Annotated in this window: 14 protein-coding genes; 4 read left to right on the top strand and 10 right to left on the bottom strand. The window is 63.0% G+C overall.

Annotation, left to right across the window (positions count from 1 at the left end):
• Positions 1–38: 38 nt before the first annotated feature.
• From glnT to FJ957_RS30775, 10 genes are all read right to left on the bottom strand, one after another.
• On the bottom strand, positions 39–1,346 hold the full coding sequence (glnT, locus tag FJ957_RS30820; protein WP_140837187.1) for a type III glutamate--ammonia ligase: 1,308 nt from the start codon (positions 1,344–1,346) through the stop codon (positions 39–41).
• 93 nt (positions 1,347–1,439) lie between these two features.
• Positions 1,440–2,768 (bottom strand): FMN-binding glutamate synthase family protein, encoded by a 1,329-nt coding sequence (locus FJ957_RS30815; RefSeq protein WP_140837185.1) that lies wholly within the window; start codon positions 2,766–2,768, stop codon positions 1,440–1,442.
• Between the two features lie 6 nt (positions 2,769–2,774).
• Entirely contained in the window at positions 2,775–3,506 is a 732-nt protein-coding gene (locus FJ957_RS30810) for a GXGXG domain-containing protein (RefSeq protein WP_140837183.1), read from the bottom strand.
• 4 nt (positions 3,507–3,510) lie between these two features.
• Complete coding sequence (locus FJ957_RS30805) at positions 3,511–4,407, bottom strand: glutamine amidotransferase family protein (protein ID WP_140837181.1); 897 nt, start codon at positions 4,405–4,407, stop codon at positions 3,511–3,513.
• Between the two features lie 86 nt (positions 4,408–4,493).
• Positions 4,494–4,823: a hypothetical protein gene (locus FJ957_RS30800; RefSeq protein ID WP_140837179.1), complete on the bottom strand. Its 330-nt coding sequence runs from the start codon at positions 4,821–4,823 to the stop codon at positions 4,494–4,496.
• Entirely contained in the window at positions 4,820–5,509 is a 690-nt protein-coding gene (locus FJ957_RS30795) for a hypothetical protein (protein WP_181180778.1), read from the bottom strand. Before FJ957_RS30795 ends, FJ957_RS30800 begins: the two co-directional genes overlap by 4 nt.
• A 46-nt stretch (positions 5,510–5,555) precedes the next feature.
• Entirely contained in the window at positions 5,556–6,962 is a 1,407-nt protein-coding gene (locus FJ957_RS30790) for an APC family permease (protein WP_140837176.1), read from the bottom strand.
• A gap of 11 nt (positions 6,963–6,973) precedes the next feature.
• The gene (locus FJ957_RS30785; protein ID WP_181175375.1) at positions 6,974–7,129 is read right to left on the bottom strand and encodes a hypothetical protein; all 156 of its coding nucleotides are present in this window, start codon (positions 7,127–7,129) and stop codon (positions 6,974–6,976) included.
• 74 nt (positions 7,130–7,203) lie between these two features.
• Complete coding sequence (locus FJ957_RS30780) at positions 7,204–7,581, bottom strand: hypothetical protein (RefSeq protein WP_140705111.1); 378 nt, start codon at positions 7,579–7,581, stop codon at positions 7,204–7,206.
• A gap of 11 nt (positions 7,582–7,592) precedes the next feature.
• Positions 7,593–7,880 carry a hypothetical protein gene (locus FJ957_RS30775; protein ID WP_140705113.1) on the bottom strand — a complete coding sequence of 96 codons (288 nt, stop codon included), beginning with the start codon at positions 7,878–7,880 and terminating at the stop codon, positions 7,593–7,595.
• A 285-nt stretch (positions 7,881–8,165) separates the two neighbouring features.
• Here FJ957_RS30775 and FJ957_RS30770 point away from each other — a divergent pair, with 285 nt between their 5' ends.
• Genes FJ957_RS30770 through FJ957_RS30755 form a run of 4 tightly spaced genes read left to right on the top strand, consistent with a single transcriptional unit; the run spans position 8,166 to position 11,950 of the window.
• Entirely contained in the window at positions 8,166–9,299 is a 1,134-nt protein-coding gene (locus tag FJ957_RS30770) for an aminomethyltransferase family protein (protein WP_140837171.1), read from the top strand.
• Positions 9,300–9,341: 42 nt separating this feature from the next.
• Positions 9,342–9,938, top strand: coding sequence for a dimethylamine monooxygenase subunit DmmA family protein (locus FJ957_RS30765; protein ID WP_140705117.1), 597 nt, complete (start codon positions 9,342–9,344; stop codon positions 9,936–9,938).
• Entirely contained in the window at positions 9,935–10,900 is a 966-nt protein-coding gene (locus FJ957_RS30760; RefSeq protein ID WP_140837168.1) for a PDR/VanB family oxidoreductase, read from the top strand. Before FJ957_RS30765 ends, FJ957_RS30760 begins: the two co-directional genes overlap by 4 nt.
• A gap of 9 nt (positions 10,901–10,909) precedes the next feature.
• Positions 10,910–11,950, top strand: a complete 1,041-nt coding sequence (locus tag FJ957_RS30755) for a DUF3445 domain-containing protein (protein WP_140785345.1) — start codon at positions 10,910–10,912, stop codon at positions 11,948–11,950.
• The last annotated feature ends 303 nt before the right edge of the window (positions 11,951–12,253 follow it).

Below are 12,253 nucleotides of genomic sequence, written 5' to 3'. Positions count from 1 at the left end.
GATTTACCGGAAAACCGCTTCGCGTTCGGTCCGATCCTCTAGATATCCAGCGTGTGGTCGCGCTCCCACTGCGTGAAGTGCGAAGCATAGGAATTCCATTCCTGCTGCTTCAGCTTTAGATATGCCGACGAGAATTCCTCACCCAGCGCCGCCTTGAGCGATTTGTCCTTGTCGAATTCGCGCAGCGCATCGAGCAGGTTGAGCGGCAGTTTCGGCGCGCCCTTCACGGTGTGGCCGAGCTGATACATGTCGATGTCGTAGCGCTTGCCGGGGTCGGCCTTCGAGCGGATGCCGTCGAGGCCGGCAGCGATGATGACGGCCTGCAGCAAATACGGATTGGCGGCGCCGTCCGGCAGGCGCAATTCGAAACGGCCAGGCCCGGGCACGCGCACCATGTGCGTGCGGTTGTTGCCGGTCCAGGTCACCGTGTTCGGCGCCCAGGTCGCGCCCGAAATGGTGCGCGGCGCGTTGATGCGCTTGTAGGAATTGACCGTCGGATTGGTGATCGCGGCAAGCGCCGAAGCGTGCTTCATGATGCCGCCGAGGAAGTTCTTGCCCTTGGCGGAGAGGCCGAGCTCCATCGCATTGTCGGCAAAGACATTGGTCTTGCCGGTCTCGTCCCACACCGAGATATGGGCATGGCAGCCATTGCCGGTCAGGCCTTGGAAGGGTTTCGGCATGAACGTCGCGCGCAGCCCGTGCTTTTCCGCGATCGACTTGACCATGAACTTGAAGAAGGAGTGCTTGTCGGCTGTCGCCAGCGCGTCGTCGAAGGACCAGTTCATCTCGAACTGGCCGTTGGCGTCCTCATGATCGTTCTGGTACGGACCCCAGCCCAGCGCCAGCATGTGGTCGCAGATCTCGGCGATCACGTCATAGCGGCGCATCACCGCCTGCTGGTCGTAGCAGGGCTTCGATGCCGTGTCGTACTGGTCGGAGATCGCGCTGCCGTCCGGCGAGATCAGGAAGAACTCGGCCTCGACGCCGGTCTTGACATGCATGCCGTCGCCGGCCGCTTCCGCGATCAACCGCTTCAGCGTGTTGCGCGGCGCCTGGTCGACCTCTTTGTCGTCCATCATGCAGTTGGCGGCGACCCAGGCGACATCTTTCTTCCACGGCAGCTGGATCACCGAAGCCGGATCCGGCACTGCCAGCATGTCCGGATGCGCCGGCGTCAGATCGAGCCACGTCGCGAAACCGGCAAAGCCCGCGCCGTCCTTCTGCATGTCGGCGATCGCCTGCGCAGGCACCAGCTTGGCACGCTGTCCACCGAACAGGTCGGTGTAGGAGATCATGAAATATTTGACGCCGTTCTCCTTGGCGAATGCGGCGAGATCGTTCCCCATTTATGTAGTTCCTCGCTTATGTATTTCGGATGCTGGCTGGAGCGGAGGACCCGTCCCAGCTGTTGCCTTGACACAATTCCGGGCGGAATTGTCCTAGAAGCCGTTCCTCCCCGGTATCCAGCTGGTGCCGGCCAAAGGCACGCCGGCCATGGCGGCGGCTTCGATGGAGAGCGCGACGAGATCCTCGGGCTCGAGATTGTGCAGGCTGTTCTTGCCGCACGCGCGGGCAATGGTCTGTGCCTCAAGCGTCATCACCTTGAGGTAGTTCGCGAGCCGCCGGCCGGCCGCGATCGGGTCGACCCGCTTCATCAACTCGGGGTCCTGCGTGGTGATGCCGGCCGGGTCACGGCCTTCATGCCAGTCGTCATAGGCGCCGGCGGTGGTGCCGAGCGCATTGTAATCCGCCTCCCAGCGCGGATCATTGTCGCCGAGCGCGACGAGTGCTGCCGTTCCGATCGATACCGCGTCGACGCCGAGCGCCAGCGCCTTGGCGACATCGGCGCCGTTGCGAATGCCGCCCGAGACGATCAGTTGCACTTTGCGGTGCATGCCGAGGTCCTGCAGCGCCTGCACCGCCGGCCTGATGCAGGCAAGCGTCGGCTGGCCGACATTCTCGATGAACACTTCCTGGGTCGCGGCCGTGCCGCCCTGCATGCCGTCGACCACGACCACGTCGGCCCCTGCCTTCACCGCGAGCGCGGTGTCGTAATACGGCCGCGCCCCCCCGACCTTGACGTAGATCGGCTTTTCCCAGTCGGTGATCTCGCGCAGTTCAAGAATCTTGATCTCGAGATCGTCCGGCCCGGTCCAGTCGGGATGGCGCGAGGCCGAGCGCTGGTCGATGCCCTTGGGCAGGGTGCGCATCTCGGCGACGCGATCGGAGATCTTCTGTCCGAGCAGCATGCCGCCGCCGCCGGGCTTCGCGCCCTGGCCGACGACCACTTCGATGGCGTCTGCGCGGCGCAGGTCGCGCGGGTTCATGCCGTAACGAGACGGCAGGTACTGGTAGACCAGTTGCTTGGAATGGCCGCGTTCTTCCTCGGTCATGCCGCCGTCACCGGTGGTGGTCGAGGTGCCGGACAGCGTGGCGCCACGCCCGAGCGCCTCCTTGGCCGGGCCGGAGAGCGACCCAAAGCTCATGCCGGCGATGGTGATCGGTATCTTCAGCTCGATCGGCTTCTTGGCATGGCGCGAGCCGAGCACCACCGAAGTGTCGCAGCGCTCGCGATAGCCTTCGAGCGGATAGCGCGAGATCGACGCGCCGAGGAACAAGAGGTCGTCGAAATGCGGCAGCTTGCGTTTGGCGCCGGCGCCGCGGATGTCATAAATGCCGGTTGCCGCCGCGCGGCGGATTTCGGAAAGCGTGTAGTCGTCGAAGGTCGCGGATTTGCGCGGCGTCGTCGGCGGGTTGCGGTAGGTCATCTTGCCTCAATACGCGTCGGCGTTATCGATGTTGAAATTGTAGAGTTTGCGGGCCGAGCCGTAGCGCTTGAACTCCGACGCCTTGACGCCGGTGACGCCGGCCTTGTCGAGCAGGCCCTGCAGCAATTCGATGTGCTCGGGCCGCATCTCCTTGGCGATGCAGTCGGCGCCGAGGCTTTCGACCTTGCCGCGCACGAAGAGCCGCGCCTCGTAGATGGAATCGCCCAGCGCATCGCCGGCATCGCCCAGCACGACCAGATTGCCGGACTGCGCCATGAAGGCCGACATGTGGCCGATATTGCCGTGCACGACGATGTCGATGCCTTTCATCGAGATGCCGCAGCGCGACGAGGCGTTGCCCTCGATGACCAGCAGCCCGCCGCGGCCGGTGGCGCCGGCATACTGGCTGGCATCGCCCTTGATGACGATCGAGCCCGACATCATGTTCTCGCCGACGCCGGGACCGGCAGAGCCGTGCACGGTGATCGCGGCGCCGTCATTCATGCCGGCGCAGTAATAGCCGACGCTGCCGCGCACATCGATGCTGACTGGCTGGTCGACGCCGACCGCCACAGAGTGGCTGCCCTTGGGGTTGAGCACTTCCCAGGCGGTCTCGTTCGAGCCGGGTGTGAGCTTGTGCAGCGCCTGGTTCAATTCGCGCAGCGAATGTTGCGAAAGATCGAAGACCCTTGCATGGCTCTGATCGCGCTCGGCTTTCGACATTGTGGTTGCCGGCATCGGCTCAGTGCTCCCAGAAATAAACGGTTGCGGGCTCGGGCTCCCAGACCCGCGCATTGTCGATGCCGGGCAATTTGGTCAGCGCGCGATATTCCGACCCGAAGGCGACATACTGGTCGGTCTCGGCCATGACGGCGGGCTTGCAGGCGATCGGATCGCGTACCACGCCGAAGCCGTTCTTGGTGCCGACGACGAAGGTGAAGAAGCCGTCGAGGTCGGAGAGCGTGCCTTCCAGCGCCTCGCCGAGATTCTTGCCGTGCGCCATCCGGTTTGAGAGATAGGCGGCCGCCACTTCGGTATCGTTCTCGGTCTCGAAGGTCATGCCGTCGCGGATGAGTTCGCGGCGCACATTGTTGTGGTTGGAGAGCGAGCCATTGTGCACCAGGCACTGGTCGGCGCCGGTCGAGAACGGATGCGCGCCCATCGTCGTCACCGCCGATTCCGTCGCCATGCGGGTGTGGCCGATGCCGTGTGTGCCGGTCATGGAGCGCACGTCGAAGCGGTCGACGACGGCTTCCGGCAGCCCGACCTCCTTGTAGATCTCGACTGCTTCGCCGGCGCCCATGATGCGGATGTCGGGGCGAAGCGACTGCAGCGCCTCGCGCGCCGCGTCGACCTTGTCCGGCGCGGTTCGGATGACGGCATGGGTGGATTTCGTGGCAAGACTGACGGGAGCGCCGATCGCCTTGGCGAGCTCGACATCGAGGCCACGGAAATCGCGCTCCGGCTTGGCCGACTGGATGGTGATCTTGGCTTCATTCTTGGAAGGGGCGCCATAGATGGCGATGCCGGCGCTATCCGGGCCGCGGTCGCTGAGCGACACCAGCATCTCCGACAGCATCGCGCCGAGCTTCGGCTCCAGCGCCTTGTCCTTCAAGAAAAGTCCGACGATTCCGCACATGCCAGCCTCCAGCGTTTTTTGGCTCTCAGATGATGTACCCAATGAGTTGGCCAAGTTCAATTGGTATGAAAGAAATTTTCCTGTCGTTATATATTCGACGGCACATCACCTTTGGCACTATCGCCGTCCGGACGCGCCTTGTGAACCCAGATCGCATGGCGGATGCGCGCGATCCTGTAGGCGTCGAGGATCGAGAGGGCATAGATCAGGAAACCGCCGGCATGGCGGCCGATGAAGCCGGCCTCGGCCGGCGCCAGCTTGGTCGTTATCCAACCAAGGATCACCATGAAGAACAGGAATTGCAGCCCGCGCACCGGCACGCCGAGCATGACATGGCCGCTTGCCGGCAAAACGATCGCCGCGCCGAGCACGAGATACGGATTGGCCGGGGCGGAGGAAGCGGCTTCGTCGGTCATGCGGCCTGCCTTTCGCGCCGGTTGATGGCTTCGCGCAGGCCCGAGGCCACCGCGAGCAGGCGTTCGATCAAGGCAGGATCGATCCTGGTATCGCCGAACGCCGCCTGCCGGAACACGCCGTAGCGGGCGCGCTCGGCCTCGGCCAGCAGCCAGACGATGCGCACGCCCTTCGGCGTGATCAGCAATTCCTTGGCGCGGCTTTCGGCAAAAATGCCGGTATGGGCGGCGATCAGATCCTGCGGGAAGGCGACGCCCTTGCGATCCGTTTTAAGAACTGCTTCGGCGGGAAAGCCCAGCACCTTCGGCAGCGTGTGAGCAAGATGATCGAAATTGGAGAAAGTCGTCGCCGAATTCGGCCGCATCATCATGTCGAACGTACCCGGTACCGCGACCGGCTCGGTGATCGAAACGCTAAGCCAGCGTGTCGGCAGCTTTCGTGTCGCCAGCGTGTCGACGATGGTACGCAGCTGAACGCGCTGGCCGTTCCAGGAGCCGGCCCAGGTGACGACGCCGGCCGTGCCGTCGGAAATGTCGGCGGCATCCGCAATGACGCTGCGAACGCTGGCCGTATCGGCGGCCAAGGCCGCCTTCGCCCTGTTGCGGTTGGCGCGAGCGAGCCAAACAACATGAGCGACGACGCCCAATGCGATCGTCCCGGTAAGCAATACTGACGCCAGCTCGGACATCTCGATACGCCACGGCCCGCCGTCGACAGGCGGGCGCTCACTCCACTCAATAACCCTGCGGCTTCGGCCACGGCATGGAGAACTGATCGCCGCGCCGCACGAATTTGTAGCGGTAGAAGTGGAACCATAGCGAAATCAAGAAATAGAACACGGTCATCGCGATCAGCTGCGAGCCGAAGCCGAGGAAGATGGCGAAGAACGTCACCATGCACAGGCAGAACAGGACGATCGCCGGCAGCGGATGGAAGGGGTGGGTGTAGCCGCGGCGAATCGTGCCCAGCGGCCACTTCCTGCGGAACATCATGATGTTGATGCTCATGAAGGTGTATTGCAGCACGCCCGACAGGATCGAGAAGGTGATCGCCTGGTTGAGGTCGGCGATGAATGCGAAGGCCAGCGCGATCGGCAGCAGAAACAGGATCGAGCGGTAGGGCGTGCGGTACTTGGGATGCACCGCCGAGAACCAGCTCGGCAGATAGCGGTCGCGGCCGAGCGAGAACCAGGCGCGCGCCGCGTCGTTGATACAGCCATTGGCCGAGGCGAGCGCGGCCAGCAGCGTCGCGACGAAGAGCAGGTTTTCGAGCAGCGGGCTGCCGGTCAGCTTGCCGGCGTCCCACAGCGGATAGTAGGTGATGCCGAGATATTCCCAGGGCATCAGCGAGGCGCAGACATACCAGGTCATCGCGGCGGCGATCAGCAGCGTGATCATGCCGGCCATGGTGCCGTAGGGCAGCGAGCGGGCCGGCGAGCGCACTTCCTCGGCCGCCTGTGTCGTTCCCTCGATGCCGAGATAGTACCAGATGCCGAACTGGAAGGCGGCGATCACGCCGATCCAGCCATAGGGCAGCGCATTGGCGGGGGTGACCAGCTCGTTTAGTTTCAGCACAGCCCCTTGCGTCCACGGGCTGACCGAGAAGAACAGGATGACGATCGAGACATAGGCGATCGCGGTGATGACGAAATTGACATTGAGCGTCATCAGCACGCCGCGATAGTTCAGCCAGGCGAGCACGACGATGGTGGCGGCGATGAAGGAATTGTGCGTCAGTCCTTCGACGCCGGCCTTGGCGACGATCGTGTCGCCGAGGAGGATCGCGTCCGACACTTCGAGCATGGTGTAGGCGAACACCAGGAACAGCGCGACGTTGAAGGCCATCAGCGGCCCGACGATATGCTTGGCCTGCGCATATTGGCCGCCGGCGGCGGCGACCGTCGACGTCACCTCCGAGTCGATCATCGCGACCGAGGTGTAGAGCAGTCCGACGACCCAGCAGACGATCAGCGCGGCGAGCGCGCCACCCTTGTCGGCGGAGAAATTCCAGCCGGTGAACTCGCCGACGAGCACGATGCCGACGCCCAGCGCCCACACATGCGCCGGGCCGAGCACCCGAAGCAGCGAGACCCTGTCGCCGTGGATTGTTGTCGTTTGTCCCGTTTCAACCGCAGCCGTCATATCGTCCCCACTCAGATCCGGTGTTTTTCGGAAACGGCTTCAAGCTCACCTTCACGGGAAGACGTCAAAGTCTCCTCGGAATAGGTCGTATCGACCTTGAACCAGTCGTAGAGCATCCACAGCGCAAGCACGACCGAGATGGCCCAGCAAACGTAAGACAGTCCCATCCACATGATGTTTTCCCCGGACTCTTTATCGTCGAAAGTCTCTTTATCGTCGAAAGTCTCTTTGTCGTCGAAGTCTACTTGTCGTCGAACTTCTCGTTGATGACCTCGCGATATTCCTTATCGGAGGCGCGGAACAGGAAAACGAAATAGGCGATCAGCACGATCGCCATGATGATCAGCGTCGGCCAGTCGATGATGTAATGGAAGCGGTTCTGGATGATGTCGTGCGCCGTCTCCGGCGTGTAGCCCAGCTTCTCCCAGATCGAGGCCATGGTCGCGTTCTGGCCGAGCGCGTCCCAGGTCTTGGCGTCGAGCGCGTCGATCGACTTCGCCGCCCCGGCAAAGCCGAGTTTCAGCGGCAGCCAGAGCGCCACGAAGATTGCGACCACCACGACCGCGATGTCGAGGACCTGTCCGGCCTTGCTCTGCTCCGGCGGGATATAGCGAGGCATGGTTTCTCCCTTCACGATTGACGGTTGCGGGCGGCGTCGGCGTTCTTGATGTCGAGCCCGTAGATGAAGTCCTTGTCTTCCTTGTAGTGGTTGAGCATGGCGAGGATCGCGGCGGTGTTGAAGATCAGCACCGCGGCGGCCGCAACCGCCACCACGAGCTTGATGCCGCTGTGCGGAATGTACGGCCATGTCATCAGGAGGACGAAGAGGATCGTCGCCCACAGGCACACGATCAGGAGCACGGATCCACGCAAGTCGGAACGGTACAGCGCTTCGATGCGCTGCTGCATATCGGACATCGGTTTTCCCCTTCTGGCGACGTCCGGCCATACACCCCGACCGGGCGCCCACTCTTTCAACAGAGTGAAATTTTTTTCATAAATTCCGCTCGATTCCTGGAATTGTCAAGCCGGATTTACGCATCGTAAACCGTTTGTTCAGGTCAAGAAATTTGCCTGACAATGAAATTTTTTGCTTCAAGGGGATTGCAGGGCTTCGCCGTTTGCGGTCAATATTCGACCAAGCTCCGCCACCAAGCAGGAGCAGGGAACGGCAACGACTTAAATCGCACGGAGGACGATCGGATGACGGCATCCTGGAGATTCTCGACCCTGGCGGACCGCCATCGCGCGCTCGGCTCGAAACTCGAGGACTGGAGCGGCATGGGCACCGCCTGGACCTACGACAAGGACGCCGACGCGGAATATGTCGCGATCCGCACCAAGGCCGGGCTCATGGACGTCTCCGGCCTGAAGAAGGTCCACATCACCGGGCCGCACGCCTCGCATCTCATCGACCTCGCCACGACGCGCGACGTTGAAAAGATCTATCCCGGCAAGTCGGCCTATGCCTGCATGTTGAACGAAGCCGGAAAATTCACCGACGACTGCATCCTCTATCGCATCAGCCCGAACTCCTGGATGGTCGTGCACGGCTCCGGCACCGGCCACGAGGAACTGCAGCGGGCGGCGATGGGCCGCGATGTCTCGCTTCGCTTCGATGACAATCTGCATGACCTGTCGCTGCAGGGGCCGACCGCCGTCGACTATCTTGCCAAGCACGTGCCTGGCATCCGCGACCTCAACTACTTCCACCACATGCACACACAGCTCTTCGGCTTTCCGGTCATGATCTCGCGCACCGGCTATACCGGCGAGCGCGGCTACGAGATCTTCTGCCGCGGCCAGGATGCCGGCACGATCTGGGACAGGATCCTCGAGGAGGGCAAGAGCGCCGGCATCATTCCGTGCCGCTTCACCACGCTCGACATGCTGCGCGTCGAGAGCTACCTGCTCTTCTACCCCTACGACAATTCCCAAAAGTATCCGTTCGAGAACGAAGGCCCCGGCGACACGCTGTGGGAACTCGGCCTCGACTTCACCGTCAGCCCCGGCAAGACCGGCTTCCGCGGTGCCGAGGAACACTATAGGCTGAAAGGCCAGGAGCGCTTCAAGATCTACGGCGTGCTGCTCGACGGCAAGGAGCCGGCGGACGAAGGCGCGCCGGTCTACCGCGACGGCAAAAAGGTCGGCGTGGTCACCTGCGCCATGTATTCGCCGCTGGTCAAGAAATCGATGGGCATCGCCCGGCTCGACGTGGACTGTGCCGTCAAGGACACCAAGCTCGAGATCCACAACAAGAGCGGCTCCATCAAGGCGACGGCGCAGCCATTGCCGTTCGACGATCCGAAAAAGACCAAGCGGACCGCCAAGGGCTGAGGCATCATCAAGGGGGAGGGATTTCGAGGCACGAAGGAAAGAATGGCAGCCAAGACGATCATCAGCCGGCCCATCTACGGAACGCTCTCTCCGCAGCCCGGCAAGCATCATCTTTTCATCGCCGACGCAGAAGGCGCGCTGGCGATAACGAACATGGCCGGCAAGGCTCCGCCCGGCTTCTTCGACGGAGCCGAGATCGTCTTTATTCCCGACCCCGAGGGCAAGCACATCTCAGCGCTTGAGGCGCTGAGGCCGGCCCAACTCCATCTGCCGCCATCCTTCGCCAGCCTCCTGCCGCGGCTCAGGCAGACGCTGACCAACGCCCATATGGGGTTGCGCCTCTATCTTGCCGGCACCGAGGGCCTGATCGGCCAGGCCATGCAGGCCGCGCTTGAAGCCGGCATCGACCACACCTCGATTGAGACCGAGCATCGCGGCTCGCTGGCGCGGCGCATGCAGTGCGTGCACTGCAAGGGCATCACCGAGAATGTGACCACGCAGCCGGCGCTCTGTTCGCATTGCGGCCTGCTGCTCCTGGTGCGCGATCACTATTCGCGGCGCCTCGCCGCCTTCCAGGGCGTGTGCATCAACGCCGAGGATCGCTCCGAGATCCCTCCAATGGAGGAGGCCTTCCCATGAGCACGGGCACCACCAAGCTCGACGTCGTCGTCAGCGACGTCGTTCCCGTCAACGATCTCGTCACCCGCTTCCATTTCCGTCGCCGCGACGGCGAGTTGCTGCCGACCTTTTCCGGCGGCGCCCATGTCGTGGTCGAGATGCGCGACGGCGACCGCACTAGGCTCAATCCCTATTCCCTGATGGGCTCGCCGCTCGACACGCGCGAATACACGATTTCCATCCGGCGCGACGATGTTGGCCGCGGCGGCTCGCTGTTCATGCATAGGTCCGTCAAGCCTGGCCTGGAGATGGTGATCAGCTATCCCGTGAACCTGTTCTCGCTCGATCTGAGAGCAAAAAAACACCTGATGCTGGCTGGCGGCATCGGCATCACGCCCTTCATGGCGCAGACCGCGCAACTGGCAGGGGCCGGCGGCAATTTCGAGTTGCACTACACCTGCCGCACCGCTTCGCTCGGCACCTATGCCGATGTGCTCCGAGAGCGCTACGGCAACCGGGTCAGGCTCTATCACGACGACCGCGAGGAGCGCATCGATCTCGATCGGCTCTTGTCCTCGCAGCCGCTCGGCACGCATGTCTATGTCTGCGGCCCGGCCGGCATGATCAACTGGGTGCGCGATCGGGCAGCAAGCCTGGGCTGGCCGCCCGAGACCGTGCATTTCGAGCACTTCGCGGCTCCGCAACCCGGCGCGCCGTTCGACGTCGAGTTGGCTGTCAGCGGCAAGACGATCCGCGTCGGCGAGCAGCAGAGCCTGCTCGAAGCCATCGAAGCCGCCGGCGTCGACCCGCCCTACCTGTGCCGTGGCGGCGTCTGCGGCCAATGCGAGACCAATGTGATCTCTTCCGACGGCAAGTTCATCCACAACGATCACTGGCTGAGCGAGGAAGATCACCGTTCAGGCTGCAAGATCATGCCTTGCGTCTCGCGCTTCGAGGGCAAGTCGCTGGTCCTGGAAAGATAGGAGGCGTCAATGGGCATCACCTTTCGCAAGGAAACTTTTCGCGACGACTTCACCTTCAAGAACAGCCCGGAGCACATCAGGCGCTTTCCGTTCCCGTTCAACGAAGACGCCTACATGTACGCGGTCAACATCGAGCCGCATGTCGTGGGGCCGAAGGGCAGCGTTCTCGAAAACCTGATCGACGTCGACGAGCACTATGTCGCCGAGATGCAGGACCGCGCGCTGGTGCTGGCCGAGGATCCGCTGCGCTGCCAGTCGCTGCCGCACATGACGCTCGCCGGCTGGGACCTGCTCGAGCTCCTGATGGAGCAGCAGGCGCTGGGATATCCCGAGCATTTCACGCTGGAGCGAAACGGCGACCGCTGGCGCTGGATCAACCGGCCGCTCGGCATCGACGACACCTTCACTTTCGGCGACACCTCGACGCTGCCCTACGGGCCGATGGAATACATCACCCGCCAGAGCCAGGGCGACTTCTGCATCCTCGACCAGCGCGACGGCAATCTGTGGATGGATGCCGGCATGGTCACCACGCAGGCCGACTGGTCGCTCGACTTCGACATCGGCATGAACTTCTTCGAATGGCACGCGCCGGTGCCGTTGGCGCATGAGAAGGGCATTTTCACCCGCGCGCTGAAATTCCTCACCAACATCCAGCAGGGCAAGCCGGCCAGGCGCCTCAACTGGACGATGACCATCAATCCGCGCCTCGACACCAGCCCCGAGAATTATCACAAATGGGGTCCGGACCGCGCCACGGTCACGCCGGAGAATGTCGGCGACAAGGTGCATCTGCGCGTCGAATTGCAGAGCTTCTGGCGTCTGCCGCGCTCCAACGGCATCGTCTTCCCGATCCGCTGCTACCTGATCAAGATGGACGAGTTGGTCACGCAGCCGAAATGGGCGCGCCGCCTGCACCGCGTCATCCGCGACCTGCCGGAAGAGCTCGCCACCTACAAGGGCCTGACACGGTACAGGCCGACGCTGGTCGAGTGGCTGTCCAAGCTCGACGACGGCAGCCCGACCAGCCCGGGGTTTGGACCGGACTGAACCGCTGATCTCCGCCTTGGGCGCCTCGGCGCCGACGTTGGAGATTGGCCGAAACCCCCATGACGTCGTCATACTCGGGCTTGACCCGAGTATCCATGCCATGACCTCGGGTGTAGGGTGCAAGGGCGCGGAATTCCGTAACCGTTGCAACGCCTTAGCGTCGCGGCATGGCAACTGTGTTCACGCGAATGCGGTTTTATCGCGCATGATGGCGTTGAGGACGACTAGGAGCTTCCTTGCGACGGCGATGATGGCGAGCTTCTTGGAGCCGGAGCGGGCAGCAAGTGCGCTGTAGAAGGCCTT

Origin of the sequence: Mesorhizobium sp. B2-4-6 (assembly GCF_006442775.1) — a bacterium.
Lineage (GTDB): Bacteria > Pseudomonadota > Alphaproteobacteria > Rhizobiales > Rhizobiaceae > Mesorhizobium.
Note: the sequence above shows the minus strand (reverse complement) of the source record. Positions and strands in the feature narration are given on the sequence as shown.